The organism is Methylocaldum sp. 14B (assembly GCF_002005105.1).
Classification (GTDB): domain Bacteria; phylum Pseudomonadota; class Gammaproteobacteria; order Methylococcales; family Methylococcaceae; genus Methylocaldum.
In genome coordinates this window covers 29797-47604 of sequence record NZ_MSCV01000011.1, presented here as the reverse complement: position 1 = coordinate 47604, position 17808 = coordinate 29797, and the positions used below count along the sequence as shown (strand labels likewise).

Annotated in this window: 16 protein-coding genes; 2 read left to right on the top strand and 14 right to left on the bottom strand. The window is 58.7% G+C overall.

The window, feature by feature from the left end; genetic code table 11:
* Positions 1-14: 14 nt before the first annotated feature.
* From ribE to B2A78_RS09925, 7 genes are all read right to left on the bottom strand, one after another.
* Positions 15-494, bottom strand: a complete 480-nt coding sequence (gene ribE / locus B2A78_RS09955; RefSeq protein ID WP_077729844.1) for a 6,7-dimethyl-8-ribityllumazine synthase — start codon at positions 492-494, stop codon at positions 15-17.
* A 19-nt stretch (positions 495-513) separates the two neighbouring features.
* The gene (ribBA, locus tag B2A78_RS09950) at positions 514-1617 is read right to left on the bottom strand and encodes a bifunctional 3,4-dihydroxy-2-butanone-4-phosphate synthase/GTP cyclohydrolase II (protein ID WP_205780727.1); all 1104 of its coding nucleotides are present in this window, start codon (positions 1615-1617) and stop codon (positions 514-516) included.
* Positions 1618-1619: 2 nt separating this feature from the next.
* Positions 1620-2276 carry a riboflavin synthase gene (locus B2A78_RS09945; protein ID WP_077729945.1) on the bottom strand — a complete coding sequence of 219 codons (657 nt, stop codon included), beginning with the start codon at positions 2274-2276 and terminating at the stop codon, positions 1620-1622.
* 29 nt (positions 2277-2305) lie between these two features.
* Positions 2306-3418 (bottom strand): bifunctional diaminohydroxyphosphoribosylaminopyrimidine deaminase/5-amino-6-(5-phosphoribosylamino)uracil reductase RibD, encoded by a 1113-nt coding sequence (ribD, locus tag B2A78_RS09940; RefSeq protein WP_077729843.1) that lies wholly within the window; start codon positions 3416-3418, stop codon positions 2306-2308.
* Positions 3419-3422: 4 nt separating this feature from the next.
* Positions 3423-3932, bottom strand: coding sequence for a transcriptional regulator NrdR (nrdR, locus tag B2A78_RS09935; RefSeq protein ID WP_077729842.1), 510 nt, complete (start codon positions 3930-3932; stop codon positions 3423-3425).
* A gap of 67 nt (positions 3933-3999) precedes the next feature.
* A complete protein-coding gene (gene glyA, locus B2A78_RS09930) occupies positions 4000-5256 on the bottom strand; it encodes a serine hydroxymethyltransferase (protein WP_077729841.1) in 1257 nt (418 codons plus the stop codon).
* 204 nt (positions 5257-5460) lie between these two features.
* The gene (locus B2A78_RS09925; RefSeq protein WP_168175387.1) at positions 5461-6456 is read right to left on the bottom strand and encodes a PspC domain-containing protein; all 996 of its coding nucleotides are present in this window, start codon (positions 6454-6456) and stop codon (positions 5461-5463) included.
* A 240-nt stretch (positions 6457-6696) separates the two neighbouring features.
* Here B2A78_RS09925 and B2A78_RS09920 point away from each other — a divergent pair, with 240 nt between their 5' ends.
* Both B2A78_RS09920 and B2A78_RS09915 read left to right on the top strand, forming a co-directional pair.
* On the top strand, positions 6697-8028 hold the full coding sequence (locus B2A78_RS09920) for a SpoIIE family protein phosphatase (RefSeq protein WP_168175386.1): 1332 nt from the start codon (positions 6697-6699) through the stop codon (positions 8026-8028).
* 52 nt (positions 8029-8080) lie between these two features.
* Positions 8081-9196, top strand: coding sequence for a glycerophosphodiester phosphodiesterase (locus tag B2A78_RS09915; protein ID WP_077729839.1), 1116 nt, complete (start codon positions 8081-8083; stop codon positions 9194-9196).
* Here B2A78_RS09915 and B2A78_RS09910 read toward each other — a convergent pair.
* From B2A78_RS09910 to B2A78_RS09880, 7 genes are all read right to left on the bottom strand, one after another.
* Complete coding sequence (locus B2A78_RS09910; protein WP_077729838.1) at positions 9162-9362, bottom strand: hypothetical protein; 201 nt, start codon at positions 9360-9362, stop codon at positions 9162-9164. The two genes, B2A78_RS09915 and B2A78_RS09910, sit on opposite strands and share 35 nt — an antisense overlap.
* Before the next feature lie 965 nt (positions 9363-10327).
* Complete coding sequence (locus B2A78_RS09905) at positions 10328-11545, bottom strand: toxic anion resistance protein (RefSeq protein WP_077729943.1); 1218 nt, start codon at positions 11543-11545, stop codon at positions 10328-10330.
* 192 nt (positions 11546-11737) lie between these two features.
* The gene (locus tag B2A78_RS09900; RefSeq protein ID WP_077729837.1) at positions 11738-13108 is read right to left on the bottom strand and encodes an ATP-binding protein; all 1371 of its coding nucleotides are present in this window, start codon (positions 13106-13108) and stop codon (positions 11738-11740) included.
* The gene (locus B2A78_RS09895; protein WP_077729836.1) at positions 13105-13788 is read right to left on the bottom strand and encodes a response regulator transcription factor; all 684 of its coding nucleotides are present in this window, start codon (positions 13786-13788) and stop codon (positions 13105-13107) included. Before B2A78_RS09895 ends, B2A78_RS09900 begins: the two co-directional genes overlap by 4 nt.
* Before the next feature lie 115 nt (positions 13789-13903).
* On the bottom strand, positions 13904-14200 hold the full coding sequence (locus tag B2A78_RS09890) for a PepSY domain-containing protein (protein WP_133718289.1): 297 nt from the start codon (positions 14198-14200) through the stop codon (positions 13904-13906).
* 143 nt (positions 14201-14343) lie between these two features.
* Positions 14344-14808, bottom strand: a complete 465-nt coding sequence (locus tag B2A78_RS09885; protein WP_086135050.1) for a hypothetical protein — start codon at positions 14806-14808, stop codon at positions 14344-14346.
* A 189-nt stretch (positions 14809-14997) separates the two neighbouring features.
* Positions 14998-17790 carry an Hsp70 family protein gene (locus tag B2A78_RS09880; protein WP_077729834.1) on the bottom strand — a complete coding sequence of 931 codons (2793 nt, stop codon included), beginning with the start codon at positions 17788-17790 and terminating at the stop codon, positions 14998-15000.
* Between the last annotated feature and the right edge of the window lie 18 nt (positions 17791-17808).

Here is a 17808-nt window from a genome sequence, read left to right as displayed (position 1 = left end):
GGTTCGCGCATTACTCATGCCGAACCTATCTGGTTCAATAAGTTGACCATCTCGACCGCGGATAACGCTGCCTCGGCGCCTTTGTTGCCGGCCTTGGTTCCGGCCCGTTCGATGGCCTGTTCTATGGTATCCACCGTGAGGACGCCGAAGGCGACCGGAATTTCATGCTTGAGCGAGATGCTGCTGATGCCCTTCACGCATTCGCCGGCCACATAGTCGAAATGAGGCGTTGAGCCGCGAATGACAGCGCCGACGGCCACGATGGCATCGTAGCGCTTCGAGGCTGCCGCTTTCTGCACCGCCAGCGGCAGTTCGTAGGCCCCGGGCGTCTTGACCAGATGGATATCCTCTTTTTTCGCGCCGTGCCGCAAAAGGGCATCCACCGCGCCGGCAACCAGATGGTCGACGATGAAGCTGTTGAAGCGTGACGCCACGATGCAGAAGCGGGCGCCCTGGACCAAGAGTTGGCCTTCGTAGGTTTTGATATCGGACATCGATGTTCTCTCTATATTCTCAGGAAACGTATTCGACGACTTCCAGCCCGTAGCCGGATAAGCCAAGGTATTTTTTCGGCGCGCCCAATACGCGGAGCTTGTGCACACCCAAATCGGCCAGGATTTGCGCACCCGTTCCGGTGGTGCGCCAATCGTCGGTCTTCGGCTCGTCGACAGCCATTTCGATGCCGTTATCTTCCATCTGATACTGGTGTATGCGTTCGACCAGAAACTTGTCGTCCTCCTCCTTGCGGATAACCACCAACACTCCGCGCCCTTCGTCGGCAATACGTTTCATGGCATTGCGCAGGGGCAGTCCGCTGTCGTTCCGTCTGGCACCGAAAAGATCGCTAAGGAGATTGCGTCCGTGCACCCGGACCAGTATCGGCTCGTCGCCAGCAACTTTTCCCATGGTCAGCGCCAGATGCAGGCGCTTGTCGACTTGATCCTGATAGGCGTGCAAACGGAATTGACCGAATTCCGTCGGAAAATCGCAGGAGCAGATCCGCTCCACGGTCTTTTCGTTCTGAATCCGGTAATGAATCAAATCGGCGATCGTTCCGATCTTGAGTCCATGCTCTTGCGCGAATTTCTCCAAATCGGGGCCACGGGCCATGGAGCCGTCTTCGTTGAGGATCTCCACGATCACCGCGGCGGGCTCGAGCCCTGCCAGCCGAGCGAAGTCGCAGCCGGCCTCGGTGTGTCCGGCGCGATTGAGCACCCCTCCCGGTTGCGCCATCAGCGGAAAAACATGACCCGGCTGCACCAAATCGTCCGGCTTGGCGTCCGGCGCTACAGCACAAAGAATGGTGCGGGCGCGGTCCGCGGCCGAAATCCCGGTGGTGACACCGCTTGCGGCTTCGATGGATACAGTGAAATTCGTGGAATGCGGCGTCTTGTTCTCGTTCACCATCAAGGGCAAGCGCAGCTGCTGGCAGCGTTCGCGGGTCAACGTCAGGCAGATCAGTCCGCGGCCGTAACGCGCCATAAAATTGATGTCCTGGGGACGTGTGTGCACGGCTGCCATGACAAGATCACCCTCGTTTTCGCGGTCCTCGTCATCCATGATGACGACCATTTTGCCGAGGCGGATGTCCTCGATGATTTCTTCGATGCTGTTCATGTTCAGGAGATAAAGCCGGTATTCTTGAGAAGTTCTTCGGTGATGGCCGGCCCGCTTTCGGCGGCGCGATCGCCGAGCAGAAGGCGCTCCAGATAACGGGCCAGGATGTCCACTTCGAGGTTCACCCGCTGCCCCACGCCAGTTTCGCCCAAAGTGGTCTCGGCCAAGGTATGGGGAACGATGTTGATACCGAATCGATTGCCGTTCACTTCGTTCACCGTCAGGCTGATCCCGTCTACGCAAATCGAGCCTTTCTCGGCGATGTATTTCGCCAAACCGGCCGGCGTTTCGATGGTAAACCGCACCGAGCGGGCTTCGGCGCGCTCGTCGACCACCGTGCCCACGCCATCCACATGGCCGCTGACGAGATGCCCTCCGAGGCGGGTGGTAGGGAGCAGGGCGAGTTCCAGATTGACATGGGTTCCGGCTTTGGCTTCACCCAATGTGGTGCGCGACAGGGTTTCGCGCGAGACATCGGCGGCGAAAAACCGGTCTCCGAGTTCGATTGCCGTCAAGCACACGCCGTTGACCGCGATGCTGTCGCCCAATTGGACATCGGCGAAAGGCAGTTTGCCCGTAGCGACCGTCAAGCGGCAATCGCCGCCTTTAGGCTCGATGCGGGTTATTGTTCCGATTGCTTGGATAATGCCGGTGAACATAAAGAGCTCGTTGGTGATTCAAAAAAACGCTACTGCCTGAGCAAGGTCAGCCTGAGGTCGCGCCCGACCTGCCGCACGTCGCTAATCGTCAGCTCGAACCGCTCGGCCATCCGGGTCAAATCCGGCAAGTGGAATAGTCCGCGCGCCTTATCGCCCAAAACCACCGGCGCGAGATATATCACCCATTCGTCGACCAGGTTTTCCCGGAGCAAGGCGCCGTTCAGAGTCGGGCCGGCTTCCACCAGAACTTCGTTGAATTGATGGTGTCCGAGCCAGTCGACGACCGCCGTCAAGTCCAGTCGCCCGTCAAGCGTTGCGGGCAGGGTTTCGATGTCGAAGCTGTCCGATAAGGTCTGAGTTCGTTCCTCGTCCGACACGGTCGTCAAGACCACCGCGCGGTTCCCCCCGCCGGCGAGATGCATGTTCGCGGCCATGCGCAGCCGGGAGTCGAGGACGACACGGACCGGCTGCAAAATCTCTCCCGCCGTTTCCGGCAAGCGTGCCGTCAGTTCCGGGTCGTCTTGCAGCGCCGTGCCGATTCCGGTCACGATGGCGGAGCTTCTGGCCCGCAAACGATGGGCGTCGCGGCGAGCGTCCTCGCCGGTAATCCATTTGCTTTCGCCGGAGGGCAGGGCGGTGCGACCGTCCAGGCTCATGGCCAGTTTGCTGCGGATATAAGGCCGGCCGGTTTTCATGCGTTTGCAGAAACCGGGATTCAGTGCCGTAGCCGCGTTTTCCAAAAGCCCGCAGGCGACGTCCACGCCGGCGTCTCTGAGTGTTTTCAGACCCTCGCCCGCAACCCGTGGATTCGGATCTTTCATGGCCGCGACCACGCGGGCGATCCCGGCCGAAATCAGAGCGTCCGTACAAGGCGGCGTTTTGCCGTGATGGCAGCACGGCTCCAGGCTGACGTAGGCAGTCGCGCCGTGCGCCCGCGCGCCGCTTTGCCGGAGCGCCTCGACTTCGGCGTGAGGGCCGCCCGCTTGTCGATGCCAGCCCTCGCCGACGATTTGGCCGTCTTTGACGATGACGCAACCGACGCGCGGATTGGGATCGGTCGTGTATAAACCCCGTTCGGCTAGATGCAGCGCACGAGACATGAATTCCGCATCTTCGCGGGCAAAAACCGTAGATAGCTCCATCGGGCTATGGCTCCGAATCGTCGCCGAACAAGTCCGGCTGATCCTTCTTTTCATCCGGATTCGGCTGTTTCTCGAGACGATCGATGACCTCGCGAAACTCGTTCACGTCCTCGAAGCTGCGGTACACCGAGGCAAACCGAACATAAGCGACATGGTCAAGCCCGCTGAGTTCTTGCATCACGCTTTCGCCGATCAGTCGCGATGAGACTTCGCGCTCGCCGCGGGCCAATAGCTTCTTTTTGATGCGATTGATGGCCGCCTCAATCCGGTCGCTCCCCACCGGTCGCTTTTCGAGGGAGCGAAGAATGCCGGCGCGAAGTTTTTCTTCGCGGAACGGTTCACGGCTGCCGTTGGCCTTGATCACCCGAGGCATATTCAGCTCCGCAGTTTCGTAGGTCGTGAAGCGTTCCCTGCATTCAGTGCATTCGCGGCGCCGACGTACCTGATCGCCTTCTTGTGACAAGCGAGAGTCGATTACTCGGGTGTCTTGAGCACCGCAAAATGGACAGCGCATTATTGTTTTTTTGAAAGCGGAACGGCGCAGCCCGGTAAGAAATCCGCGTCGCTCCGAGAAAAAACGCTCAATCCGCGTAGACGGGATATCTGCGGCAAAGCTGGAGCACGTCCTCTTTTACTCGCTCGATGACCGATTCGTTCTGCGGCTCGTCGAGTACGTCGCACATCCATCCGGCCAGCGTTTCGCAATCGAGCTTGGTGAAACCGCGGGTGGTGACAGCCGGAGTGCCGACGCGAATGCCGCTGGTGACGAACGGTGACTGGGGATCGTTCGGAACGGCATTCTTGTTTACGGTAATGTTGGCTCGTCCCAATGTTTCGTCCGCCAGTTTGCCGGTAAGTCCCTTCTCGATTAGGTCCACAAGGAACAAATGGTTGTCGGTGCCGCCGGAGACGATTTTGTACCCGCGGTCGATGAAGCGTTGCGCCATGGCGCGCGCATTTTCGACGACGTTCGCCTGGTATTGCTTGAATTCCGGCTGTGCGGCTTCCTTCAAGGCGACGGCTTTCGCCGCGATCACATGCATCAAAGGTCCGCCTTGAATGCCGGGGAAAACCAGTGAGTTCAGTTTCTTTTCGATATCCGGATTGGATTTCGCCAGAATCAAGCCGCCGCGCGGGCCGCGGAGGGTCTTGTGGGTGGTCGTCGTGGTGACGTCGGCGATTTGTACCGGGCTCGGGTAGACACCGGCCGCGACCAGTCCCGCGACATGCGCCATGTCCACGACCAGAAAGGCGCCGACCGAATCGGCGATGTCGCGGAAGCGCTGCCAGTCGACAACGCGCGAGTAGGCCGAGAAACCGGCAACGATCATCTTCGGCCGGTGCTCCTTGGCCAGGGTTTCGACCTGTTCATAATCGATATGGCCGGTCGCCGGATTGAGACCGTACTGGATGGCGTTGTAAATCTTGCCGGAGAAATTGACCTTGGCGCCGTGGGTCAGGTGGCCGCCGTGGGCCAAGCTCATGCCGAGTATGGTGTCGCCGGGTTCGAGCAGGGCCATATAGACCGCCGCATTGGCCTGCGAGCCGGAGTGAGGCTGGACGTTGGCGAAATCGGCACCGAACAGTTCCTTTGCGCGTTCGATAGCCAGACTCTCGACGATATCCACATACTCGCAGCCGCCGTAGTACCGTTTGCCGGGATAACCCTCGGCATACTTATTGGTGAGCACGGTGCCTTGTGCTTGCAACACACGGGGACTGGCGTAGTTTTCGGAAGCAATCAGCTCGATATGGTCTTCTTGTCTTCTTTCTTCTTTTTCAATGGCAGACCACAGTTCGTCGTCGAATCCCGCGATTTCCATACCCTTGCTAAACATAAAAGCGAACCTACAGGCTGGTGGTTAGATGAATGGCATATTGTAACGCAACGGCCACGGGGACAAACTCGCTTTGTCATACAAAAAATTATTCGACGATGGATCACCTCGAGTTGGCGGCATGGCAGCAGTAATTCGGTACTGGCGGGGCCGGCGTGGGCCATACACACCTTTGGTTCCGGAGCGTTTTGGCCGCTGCTGCATTCAATCCGGCAGCCGGAAGGATTGCTCGGCGAATTTTTCCTTGAGGAATCGTCCGTGCACCAGCAACCCTTGGGCGTCCTTTTCAAACAGGCTTTTCGCAAGATCGTGCAGGGCGCGATCAAGCAAGTTCAGTTGGTCGTTGAGCGATTCCTCGGCGGTCTTGCCGCTGCTCAACTGTTGCGAGCGCGCCAAGGCCGGCGGAAGTTGCAGATATTGGTTGACGGTATCCGGCAGATAATCGAAAGCGATCTTGCGCACCTCGAAAGGCGTTAAATCGAACACATCGCCGCCGCTATCGGTCCTATCCATGAGGAACGCCAATTTTTCTTCGATTTGTTGCAGCGTGCGCAAGGTGCTTTCACTCGCACGTTCGCGCAGTATTTCTCTGAGAGGCGCGAGCCGTTCCTTCCATAACCTTACGTGCGGCGAAATCATGTCGGCATCGCCCACGGTGAGGTGTATCTCCTGATCGATCAATTCGTTCGAGGCGCGTTGAAGCTCATCCTTCAGTTCCGCCAGTTCCATGTGTGCGCGTTTGAAAGGAGGCAGGTTTACGGGGAAGGGCAGCATTTGTTTCAGGATGGCCGGAAAACGCAGCAACGCCTGCTCCCTTAGCGAATCGATCGTTCTCGGCGCAAGACCGGTATGTTCGAAATAGGGCGCGATGATCTTGATTACGTCGAAGGTTTCCTGAACCTCGTCGGCGATTGGCGCCGGCAACCGGCGATGGGCCTTGCGGACCAGTTTCTCGACCCGTCTGAGTTCCCGGGACAGACGCCAGGACACGTCCGGCATCGGCGCCTCGGTTCCGGCCGGCAACAGAGCCCAAAGCGCCAGATAAATCCACATCGTCAGGCTGAACGAAAAGAACACGGATAGGACGAAGAGAAAACGCACCAGCGTGACGTCTACGCCTAAATAATCCGCGATCCCTGCGCATACGCCGCCCAGCCTGCGCCGCTGACGGTTGCGTTGGAGTTTGGGTCTGGAACTCATTTTTCGGAGCGATTGGAACGGATTTGCTGTATCCGGATAGCCAGTGTTCGGCATGGGTCTAGATTCTAAACGAGAAGTTGACACTTCGAACGAAAAAGGGCGGGAAAGTTTCGAAATCCGAAACGCCGCGGTCGGAAAAGCCGTACGGACTAAGCCGGCGCATTCAGCACAATGGCACATCCCGATTCCGGTAAGATAGCGGGTAACGAGTTGGAACGCCAAAGTGCGGAAATCCTAGCAATGAACGATTTAGAAACAGGACAGAACCCGATTGGCCTCACCGAATCGATTTCCGAGATGGCGAGCGTCGACTGGGAAAACTTGGTGGATCACAGAACCTGCGTTCAGCAGAACGAGCCTCTGGCTCGCGTCCAGGAGAAGTTCCGGCAGGCTGACGTCAGCTTCATGGCCGTCCTCGACAGGAAACGCGTGATCGGCCTGTGCGCGCGCCACGAAATCGGCATGTGTCTCGGCTCTCAATACGGGTTCTCGCTGTTCGGAACGGCGCCGGTCCGCGATCATCTGGTCGCACAGCCTTTGTTGATCAACATCAACCAGCTTTGGGCGGACGTGCTTCAGCGCGTGTTTTCGCGGACCGGCGAAAGCTTCAATCAGGACGTGCTGTTGGTCGACGATAGATGCACGTTCCTGGGGCTTATTTCGGTGCAAACCTTGGTCCGCCTCCAGACCCGGCTGTTGATGCAAAGCATCGTGCAATTGGAGCAAAAGCAGGCCGAAATCAGCCGACGCAATCAGCAGTTGACGGAAGACTTGCGCATGGCCCGCGAGGTACAGCTGGCCATGTTGCCGCGGACGGTGCCGACCATTCCTCCCGAGGTCGCGCCGGACTCAAGTGTTGTACGCATTTTCAGCCACTATGCCCCCCTCGGTCTGGTAAGCGGCGATTTTTTCGAGGTTTTTCCGATCGCCGACGATGCTATCGCCATTCTGATCGCTGATGTTATGGGGCACGGTGTGCAGGCAGCCTTGGTGATGGCGATGATGGGGGCGTTGATACAGAATCATCGCGAGGCGGCCAGCGATCCGGGCAGGTTACTGACGTCGCTGAACCGAAGTCTTTGCGAGATTTTGAAGTGCAGCAATCTGTCGACGTTTGTCTCGGCTTTTTCGTTGGTGATCGATATCGGAGGCGGCCAGCTCCGATACGCCAATGCCGGACATCCTTGCCCCATCCACCTACGTCGGGGATCCGGACGCGCAGTGCACCTGGATTGCGCGCAATCGAGCAATGGCGGCGTACTCGGCGTGAGACCCGACGTGACTTATCGTACCGGTAGCGCCGAATTGAAGGCGCGGGATGCCGTGCTGCTCTTCACCGACGGACTGTTCGAAATCCGGGGGGAGGACGACGACATCCTCGGCCAGGAGCGTTTGCTGGAGTTAGCGGCAGCGACCATGAGCCAATCGGGCGAGGTACTGGTTCAGGAACTGCTCAACGGTGTTCGTGGCCCGTCTCTCCATGGAGAGTTCGAAGACGATGTATGTTTGTTGGCTGTCGAAATCGGCGATATCGCGTTCGAAAAATCCCGTTTTCAAGTGTGCATGGAATAGGCAGAATCTCCGAACCAATGGGTTTGGATTTAGCGTCTGCTGCATTCTGATCATGACCGGTTGTACGCCTCACTCAAGCTTTCCGACCTTAAGCGGAGCACCGCCCGTCGTCATCGCCCACCGTGGCGCTAGCGGCTATTTGCCGGAACATACGCTTGCAGCGTATGAGCTCGCGATCGAGCAAGGCGCGGACTTTATCGAGCCCGATCTGGTGTCCACCAAGGATGGGATGTTGATCGTGCGTCACGAGCTAAACATCAGCGAAACCACCGATGTTGCCGAGCATCCCGAGTTCGCCGCCCGCCGCACTTCCAAGATCATCGACGGGAGACAGGCGGAGGGCTGGTTTGCCGACGATTTCACGCTTGCCGAAATTAAGACATTGCGCGCCAGGCAACGTCTTCCGTTCCGCCCGCAGCAGTTCAACGACCGCTTCGAAATCCCGACCTTCCAGGAAGTGGTTGAATTGGCAAAACGAGCAAGTGAACGGAGCGGACGGGTCATCGGCATTTATCCGGAAACCAAGCACCCCACTTACCATCGCTCGGTCGGCCTGCCGCTGGAGGAGAAACTGGTCGAGATGCTGAAGCGACACGGACTGAACGGAAGAGCGGCTCCTGTAGTGATCCAGTCCTTCGAGACGGACAATTTGAAAGCCTTGAGGAAGATGACGGAGGTCCGGCTCGTGCAGCTCATCGATGGGGATGGTGTTGCGCCGGGTGGCGGCCCGATACCCGGCAAGCCGTACGATTTCACCGCAGGCGGCGATCCCCGTACCTATGCGGACCTTTTGACTCCGGAGGGGCTAATGGAAATCAAAACCTATGCCGACGGAATCGGACCATGGAAACGTTATTTGATCGGTCTTGCCGATCCCGGCGAAGTCGGCGCGTCGGAGAATGATTACGGTGAGAAATTGGGGTACCCGACCGCTGTCGTTCGGGATGCGCACAGTGTCGGCCTGTTCGTTCACGCCTGGACGTTTCGCGACGAGTCTCGCTATCTGGCAAGCGACTATGGCGGCGATCCGCTGAAGGAGTACCACCAGTTTTATAGCTTAGGCGTCGATGGCGTATTTTCGGAGTTTCCCGATACGGCAGTCGCCGCGCGTGCAGGCAAGAAAAACAAAGGGATCAAGTCCCGCGATAGATTTCAAAATGGCCGTTGATCAGATGACTGACGAATTCGGTCCATGTCATCTGTTGATTGGGTTCGGCATTCGGCATCCAAGCGTTGGGATCGTATTGTATCGCTACCGTGTTTGCCGCCGGATCCAAGCCGACGATCTGGAAACGGTTACCGGAAAGATGGTCGTGTCCGACATGTTTGTTCATAGGGTAGGTCTCCTATTTGAGTCGTCGCAGAAGATAAGTGGATAAGTGAAGTCATCGACGTTCGATGAGCCAGGGCGGCTAAGGAGATTCCGTATTCTAGCTTAAGAGTGGCAGTTTGTAGGTGTTTTGCCCCTTGAAGGTGATTCTAGCGCGCATGTGACCGATTTTTTCTACAGTTTGGGAATCTTCCGAGGTCGAATGGCGCGCTACCGGATCTTGCGGGACACCAAAGAACCCGTTGCGTCATTAGTTTGTCAAATAGAAACGATAGCCTCGTGTTAGGAAAAGACAACAGGAAGAACTTATATGCAGAACGGGTGTATCAAAGTCATTGGGCGTCGGCGCGTTTATCCGGTCCGAAAGGGATGGAATGAGCCGTTAGAAGCCCACCGGCGGGACGCGAACGGGAGTGAAAACGAGTGCCAGAAACAGGAGACACCGAGCACTCAAACTATTCCGACGCAGCCGAGCCGAATGGAAAGGGATTGACAGTTCGAATACGAACGAGCAGAAGGTGAAACGGTCTGTCGGGGATGATGCTTTATTGCTCCGCGCCATTCCCCCTCGCATGACCATCCGATGCCGCCTCGTTGGCTAGTCGGTCGGAATTGTCGATAACGCGAAGCTTACGACATTGCGACCGACGAGCGGCCGGCGTCGTGATGCATCTGGCGCAGTTCTTCGTATTGTGTTTAGGGGCATCATGCCACCTCAGCGGAACTGGCGCCGGCCAACGAACCTGTTACGAGCTTTCACGGATACTTCGAAGAATCAATCATCTAGGCCAAGATATCGGTTGACTCAACAGGGTTCCCTAGCCTCGATAATGCAATTGGCTAACGGAGTTCCTAACAGGCTTTGGAGTCCAAGTCTCTTGCTTACCCACCTCGTTCTGGATTCGCCGTGTTCTGCCGGAGCAGAATCTGGTTGTAAAAGCGAGACGCTCTTCCGCTGTCGGGCTCGCTTTAGAGCCGAATCTCGTCCGATTCGTCCAATTCGAATTCTTTGATGACCTCGGCTTGCTGTTCGCTCCGAACCCGGTCGAGATAGGTCTTGGCTTTATCGACTTCGTGCGTTAGAAGCTTGACGGTCTCCTTCATATTGCCGAGCGCCTGAGTCTTGTATGTCGCTATCGCATCCATGGTCTCGTAGATATTCTCGAACGCCTGTTTCAGCTGATCCAGGGATACCGCCGAACTGGCGGCTTGTTCGTGAGTACGGGCCGCTTGCTGTTTCAGGAGGCGCGACGTGGAGGCGATGAGATTGCCGGTGGTGGTGTTCAAGGCTGAAATCTGATCCAGCACCAGCTTTTGATCGGTCAGCGCTTGCGCCACGATGACCGCGGTTCGCAGTGCCGATATGGTCGTCGACGTGGCTCGGTCGACGCCTTTGATCAGCTCCAGGTTGTTCTTGCGAATCATGTCCATCGATAAATAACCCTGGATCGTCACCGCCATCTGGGTCAGCAGATCCTGAACTTTCTGGCGCGTATAAAAAAGCATCTCCTCGCGGACGACGCGCGCTTTCTCGGGATCTTGCGCCTCGATTTCCGGTAGGCGGCGTTCAATGGCCTCGTCAAGTTTTTTCCCCACATAGATGTATTGCTCGAGCCTTTGCATGACTTCCCAGGCATGAATTTTTTCCTGCTCCAAAGCGGCATTGTCTTTGCGGAGCTCGTCCTGGCCATTGTAGAGCGCCTGGATGATGGCGTTCAGATGCGTTTGCGCGGATTGATAGCTTTCGAAGTAATTTTTGAGCTTGTTGCCGAGCGGAATGATTCCGAGGAGTTTCCGCGGGGCCAGGAGGTCGCCCTGACGCGAAGGGTCGAGCTGCTCCACGGTCGCGCGCAGTTCCTGAAGCGATTTCGAGATGCTCGAAGACTCGTCATACACTCCGGATTTCATGGCCCGTACCGGGCGTTCCAGAAGCCGGTTCGAAACCGTTGCCGCGGCCCTGATCTCGCGATTGCCCATGTTGTGTACGCCGGATAGCCGTTCCCGGAATTCGGCGTCGTTCACATCGGCGGCTAGGACGGTGTGCAGGAATTCCGCAATTTTCTCGTCCAATTTGGAAATGGTTTCCTGATCCAGTTTAACCATGCTGGTCGCCTGTTCCTCGTCGATTTCGGGGACCGGCTGGGGCGGAGTCAAGGTCAGAGTGTCGTTCGAAGTGGCTTCGGCCATGGTTTTCTCCGGATGAAAATACGGTAAAAAGTAGTGAGTAAAAGGCGAATTCACATTCCAATCGCAAACGGCGTCTTCGGGAGCGCCGAAGCCGCCCTTCCAATCGCAAACGGTCATCCGGGGAGCGCCCGGATAACCCTTTCATTAGATCGAATTCGAGACAATTTATCGAACTATTCGATGCGGACCATGTTAGCCGACATTCCGAATCAGGATTGCTGCCCCCCCGAGCGGGCTTCGCTCGATCACGAGCTGGCCGAGATAGGTCCGCACGATGGAATCCACGATGGCGAGGCCCAGGCCGTGTCCCGGCACCGAGGTATCGGTGCGCTCACCGCGGCGGGTAACGCGCTCGGCCACATCTTCGGCAATTCCGGGGCCGTCGTCGTCCACCCGCAATTCGAGATGCGAGCTCGTTCCCAGCGGTTCCAAAACCGTCCGGGCGCTCAGTTCGACTCGGCTTCGACACCACTTGAAGGCATTGTCGAGTAGGTTCCCAAGGATCTCGAGCAAATCGCCCTCGTCGCCGTGAAAGACGACGTCGTCCTCGACCATGATTCGGCAGTCGACCTGTTTTTCGGCATAGACCTTGGCCAGTGCGGCCGCGACTTGGCGGGACTTTTCCGCGACACTGACCGGCGGAGTCAGGTGGGTTCGCCCGGAGGCGGCGGCTCGCTTCAGTTGGTACTCGATAATTCGAGTCATGCGGTCGATCTGTTCCTGGGCTACCGCGCCGATTTCGCTGTCGGCGTCCGAATTCTGTTTTTCGATGGCGCCGCGCAACACGGCGAGCGGGGTTTTCAGGCTGTGCGCGAGATCGCCCAGCGCATCCCGATACCGGGCAAGGTGGGACTGTGCATTCTCCAACAGAGCATTGAGGTTGTCGGTCAGTCCGCGCAGTTCTTCCGGATACTGGCCAACGAGTTTGTCGGCATGGCCCGCCTCGATGGCCGAAAGGTCGGCCGCGACCCGGCGGAGCGGCGAGAACGCCCAGCGGAGAATAGCGCCTTGCACCAGTAGCAGCACTAGCGCCGCGGCTCCGAGCCAGCTCCAGAGACTGCGCCGGAATTGATTGACTTCTGCGTAGAATCCGTCCAGGGTCTCGGCCACGCGAAACACGCAGCGAACCGGTCTTCTGCGCCCCTCTTCCTCCCACAGTACGCTGAAACTGAGCACATAAACCGGCGTGCCGTCTTCCAATACGGCGCTGCTGAATGTGGCAGTGCCGGTCTGGGGTGTGAGTGTCGAGGGAATTTCAATACCCGCTGCGGAGGGGGATCGCCAATCCGGCTTGCGGTTGCCTCGACGGATGTCGGCGTAAAGCCCGGACCCGGTTTGATTGAAGCGAGGCTCATGCAGGTTTTCGGGGCCCTTCATGACGCCTCGGGCATCGAGTTCCGAGCCGGCCAGAAGGGTATAGACAAACCCTTGCAGCCTGTCGCGCATGGCCGCCTTTGCGCTGTCGCGGAAGGCCTTGTCGAGGACCAGCCCGGTTGCGCTGAGAAAGGCGATCAGCACCACACTGGCGACGAGCAGTCCCCTCGTCCGAAGGGAATAGGTCATCCGGGCGTGCGTTCCAGGGTAAACCGGTAGCCGCGTCCGCGGAGCGTCTCTATGGGGCGATGGACGTTCTGGGGATCGAGTTTCCGACGCAGCCTGGCGATGAAGACTTCGATCACGTTGCTGTCCAGATCGAATTCCTGGTCGTAGATGTGTTCGGTTAGGGCCGTTTTGGAGATGACCTTGCCGGTATTCAGCATCAGATATTCGAGAACCTTGTATTCCTGCGCGGTCAACTCCACCGGCTGGCCGTCGACACGTACGCTCTGTGCTCCGGTATCGAGCACGATAGGGCCGCACCGCAGCAGGGATTGCGCGATGCCGGCGGACCGCCTCAACAGCGCCTTGGTCCGGGCGAGCAGTTCTTCGAAATGGAAGGGTTTGCTCAGGTAATCGTCGGCTCCGGCGTCCAGCCCTTCCACCTTGTCTTGCCAGCGGTCGCGCGCGGTGAGGATCAGAATCGGAAAGTTGATGCCGTCGGCGCGCCAATGTCTGATGACGTCGATGCCGGACACCAGCGGCAGCCCTAAATCGACGATAGCCAGATCGAACGGATATTCGTTTCCCATAAAAACTGCTTCCTTGCCGTCGGCCGCGGTGTCGACAGCGTAACCGAGGGCTTGCAAGCGCGACTTCAGCTGAGAGCGGAGCTCGGTTTCATCTTCGACGATCAGTAGGCGCATGAAACTCGCTTGAACGCAGCTTGTTTGAGGGACTTAGCCGACATCACTCGTGGCAGCGGAGTTTCGGCACGGGAGCCAACCGCAGCGATCATTCCGGACTGGCGCCTTTGGTGTCTCATCGGTTGGCGTCGACATGGAAGACGCGCACGCGGCCGTCCGGCATGAGCACTTTGATGCGATAAGTGATCGTGCCGTTATTTCTGATGGTATCGGCAGCCAGTATGCGACCGCCGGTTTCACGCCGGATGCGCTGAACAGCCTCGTCTAGGCTTATGCCGGGCCCGAACTGAGGCTGGCGCGCGATGAACGGCGTCATCAAACCCTCCGGACCGAACGGCGGCTGTGAATAGGACGGAAATGCCATCAGCAGCGAACAGCCCAGGGTGAAGGACAAAAAGCGTTTGTTTATCACGCGGCTCGATGCGACTAGGGCGTTTCCGAAGTATGAGCCGGGCCGCAAAATGCCGCCCGGCACTGAGGTGAGCGCAGAATAACACTGTCGTTTCCAGACCGACAACGGGCTCTACCAAGCCACGGGTCAATGATGTTCCTGGATCAGTGGCCGATCTCGTGTCCCAAGACGGCTCCGGCTACCGAGCCGGCGATGATGGCGCCATGATTGCCGTAGCCGACTTGTTCTCCAACCATGCCGCCGAGGACGCCACCCGCGACGATCGGTATGGCTCCGGACAAACCGCTGCTACGGCCGTAATAGGAAGGGTAATCGTCGTGATAGACGACTCGCGGCGGCTGGTAATGGTGAATATGGCGATGTACCACGCGCGGCGGCCGGTAATAACGTGGCGCAGGCTCGTAGTAATGGTGAATCACTCTCGGGCGGTGATGATCATGGCCGTGGTGATGATGTCCATGATCGTAGTGACCATGGTGACGATACCCATGATCGTGGTGGCCGCGATGATGGCCGTGGCCCCAATGGTCGCGGTCGGCGCGCGCGCCCGATGCAAAGGCGAGTAAGGCGATTGTGCTTAGGGCTATGATTTTATTCAGCGGTCTCATGACTTGATCCCCCGTTCAAAAACTCGAAACTGGCGCCGGATTCAAACCCGTGAGATTTGCCGGCAGGATGAAGATAGTCTTCTGTTCCTGAACGGAAGCTGAATGGGAATGGGCGGCTTTATGGCTCCGGCAGCTTATCGCTAACGATGCGCTTCCCTTCGTTCAGCGCATCCTACGGACTTCGCCGCATCAGGCAATCAGCTTCAGGCCGGGGGGCAATGCCTCGCCGAAGATGCGTTTTTCGTCGGCTTCGGAAAGTTCTTTTACTTCGGACACCATGCCAATCCAGGAGTCCGGCGCTTTGCCGACTCTCAGCCGCTCGATGACGCGTTGCCTCAGCGCCGGATCGATGTCACGCTCCCGGTCACCGCTGAGTCTCGCGATGAGAGCGGCGGCGAAGCCGGCATGCGGCTCTTTTTTGAAGTCGCGGCTCAGGATCTGGGCCAGCCATTCCCCGGCCGTGACGCGGGAAACCACGTTATGCACGCTGCCGTGGAACGGTACGCGAGCACCGACGCGGCCTAGCGCCCACCAGCTTTCGGCGGGTTCGCTGGGCTTGGACAGGCGCTGGAGAAGCCAGCTTCCCAATTCGGCCTTTTGGGATACGGGGAGCCGTTCCAGTACGGCCGCAAGTCTCACCATGTCCTCATAGCTGCGCTTTTTGGCGAGGGCAGGGAGATTGCCGCGCTTGGCGGTTTCCGGATTGATGAAGTCGGCCACATCCTTGAATATCGAAAGCTGCGCCTTTTCGTTCAAGCCGCCAGCCAGGCGGCGCCAGAACGTCCACCATTCAGTCCAGTTCTGGATTTCGTTGACGAATTGCAGACCTTGCCCGTAAATCGCGAAGACCTGTTCAACCCGCCAATCGTCCAAGGGATAGCCGAATCCGGGACGGAGGCAATATCCGGTCAGGCTGAACCACAGGCGCTCGTGCTCGGCCGATCGCCGCCGATGAGGCAGGCCTTCCAGCAGGGCGCCGAACAAATCGCGTAATAAGGCGGTGTCCCAATCCGCTCGCGGTCCGAGAATCTTTTCAAGTTCGCCGCGCAATCCTTTGACCAGCTTGGTGTCGGCCGCTTTCGCTTTTTTCCCAAACACCAGGCGGACTTTCTCGACGGCTTCATCGAGGCGCGGGTAGTGCCGGGCTTCGGGCAAAACCGTCTGCGGGACGGCCTGCCGCAATTGGAACTCGATCCTCCATCGCCGGTCGGGATCGTCGGCTGCTACGCAGTGCAAATCGAGAGTGCCGACCTCGGTTAGGGATGCGGCGATCTGCACGGCTTGCTCCGTTCGCCCTTGTGCGCTTTCCCGCTCCAAGACAGCAGCGAGGGGCGGCAAGTGAACGAAACGGTCTCCGTCGATTTCGGCAAGGTCTCCCGGCTGGAAACGCCGGTCCTCGCTGGTTGAGGCCAGGTTGAAACGCACCGGTTGTCCTAGCCTGAGCAGGAAGGTGCGGTCGGTCAACACGATCTCCCGGCCCTCGTCGGTCCCCCGCGGCAGAATGCAGATACCCTTGGGGATCTCGTCCCGGCCGGTTTCTACCACCAGAAAATAGCTGCGCGCCGAGCCGCCGCCTATGCGCTGAACGGCATGGCCGCGCCGCGCGAGTCCGTAGGCTACCGCGCCGTAGGCTACTGCCAGATCGGGACGGTCGTTTTTGAGCAGGACGGGGCGTTGTTTTCCCCAGAACGTCACAAGTTCTACGAGACGCTGGGCTATGGTCGAGCTGCGGAACACGCCACCGTTGAGAAGAACGGCATCGGGAATGGGGTCGGCGGAGTCCGATCCGAGGGCCTCTCGCGCAGTTTCGAAGTGGTGAATCAGAAAAGCAGCCAGATGCTTGCTGATCGCGGGATCGGCGGCGTAGGGCAGGCCGAATTCGACGACGCCGCTGCGTTTTCGGTCGGGATGATCGGCGAGGCTCACCATCGGGAAAAAACCGTCGAGAGCGATGCCATGGACCTCGCTTCGGGTCAGCTCGACCGAGCGCGCGCCTCCGATGAGCCGGGCTCCCGTGCCGAGTAGTGTTACGGTCGCGGCTTCCGGCGCATCGGGAGCCAGCAGCCGTTCCTTGGCTAACCGGCATTGTTCGACCAGTTGGGAAAGCTCGGCCGCAGACAGCTTTCGATCCTCGCCCACCAGGCGGCGTTCCGCAAGATGAGCCAAGGTGAGATCGATGTTATCCCCGCCCAGCATCAGATGATTGCCGACGGCGATACGGGTGAGCTTGGGTTCGTCCTCGCCTGGCTCGACCTTGATCAAGGTCAGGTCCGTGGTGCCGCCGCCGACGTCGCAGACCAGCAGCAAGCGCACGCCGCCGAGCTGCTGACGTAAGGACTGGCGGTGGTTCCAGAGCCAGTCGTAACAGACCGCTTGCGGCTCTTCGAGCAGGCGCACTGTCGCGAATCCGGCCAGCCGGGTGGCTTCGAGCGTTAGAGTGCGTGCGGCCTCGTCGAATGAGGCCGGTACGGTCACCACGATCTCCTGCTCTTCCAGTGGCGCCTCGGGATGGTGATGATTCCAGGCCGAACGCACGTGGCGGAGGTAGCTCGCGCTGGCTTCGACCGGAGAGATTTTCGGAATCTCCTCCGGCGCGCCCCAGGGGAGGATAGCGGCGGTCCGGTCCGCGGCGGCATGGGACAGCCAGCTCTTGGCACTGGTCACGAAACGTCCCTGGCTTTTCGAGCCCAAGATCCGCGCCAGCTTGCCGATGATCGGACGATAAGCCGACTCCGGCTCCGAAGAAGGCCAGGGCAATCGCACGTCCGCTACGGTCAGTTCGTCCGGCGATGCGTGATAGCGAACAGACGGCAGCAGCGGTTCAGCCGCCACTTCGCCCGGCGCAACCAATTGGTCGATTTGAAAAAGCTCGATTTCGGCCGGAGTACCTTTGGTGAGGTCTGCATGGGCGACCACGGTGTGGGTCGTGCCGAGATCGATGCCGACAAGATAGCGAGGCGTCTGGCTTGATGATGCGGGCATGGGTGAGGATGGCCGCAG

What these genes read in the sequence shown, in the direction of transcription:
- B2A78_RS09910 (WP_077729838.1), bottom strand. Translation starts at nt 9,362, where the DNA reads ATGAACAAACATGTCGGACACGACCATCTTTCCGGTAACCGTTTCCAG.
- ribE (WP_077729844.1), bottom strand. Translation starts at nt 494, where the DNA reads ATGTCCGATATCAAAACCTACGAAGGCCAACTCTTGGTCCAGGGCGCC.
- B2A78_RS09945 (WP_077729945.1), bottom strand. Translation starts at nt 2,276, where the DNA reads ATGTTCACCGGCATTATCCAAGCAATCGGAACAATAACCCGCATCGAG.
- B2A78_RS09925 (WP_168175387.1), bottom strand. Translation starts at nt 6,456, where the DNA reads ATGAGTTCCAGACCCAAACTCCAACGCAACCGTCAGCGGCGCAGGCTG.
- B2A78_RS09895 (WP_077729836.1), bottom strand. Translation starts at nt 13,788, where the DNA reads ATGCGCCTACTGATCGTCGAAGATGAAACCGAGCTCCGCTCTCAGCTG.
- glyA (WP_077729841.1), bottom strand. Translation starts at nt 5,256, where the DNA reads ATGTTTAGCAAGGGTATGGAAATCGCGGGATTCGACGACGAACTGTGG.
- ribBA (WP_205780727.1), bottom strand. Translation starts at nt 1,617, where the DNA reads ATGAACAGCATCGAAGAAATCATCGAGGACATCCGCCTCGGCAAAATG.
- B2A78_RS09915 (WP_077729839.1), top strand. Translation starts at nt 8,081, where the DNA reads ATGACCGGTTGTACGCCTCACTCAAGCTTTCCGACCTTAAGCGGAGCA.
- B2A78_RS09900 (WP_077729837.1), bottom strand. Translation starts at nt 13,108, where the DNA reads ATGACCTATTCCCTTCGGACGAGGGGACTGCTCGTCGCCAGTGTGGTG.
- B2A78_RS09920 (WP_168175386.1), top strand. Translation starts at nt 6,697, where the DNA reads ATGAACGATTTAGAAACAGGACAGAACCCGATTGGCCTCACCGAATCG.
- B2A78_RS09885 (WP_086135050.1), bottom strand. Translation starts at nt 14,808, where the DNA reads ATGAGACCGCTGAATAAAATCATAGCCCTAAGCACAATCGCCTTACTC.
- B2A78_RS09905 (WP_077729943.1), bottom strand. Translation starts at nt 11,545, where the DNA reads ATGGCCGAAGCCACTTCGAACGACACTCTGACCTTGACTCCGCCCCAG.
- B2A78_RS09880 (WP_077729834.1), bottom strand. Translation starts at nt 17,790, where the DNA reads ATGCCCGCATCATCAAGCCAGACGCCTCGCTATCTTGTCGGCATCGAT.
- nrdR (WP_077729842.1), bottom strand. Translation starts at nt 3,932, where the DNA reads ATGCGCTGTCCATTTTGCGGTGCTCAAGACACCCGAGTAATCGACTCT.
- ribD (WP_077729843.1), bottom strand. Translation starts at nt 3,418, where the DNA reads ATGGAGCTATCTACGGTTTTTGCCCGCGAAGATGCGGAATTCATGTCT.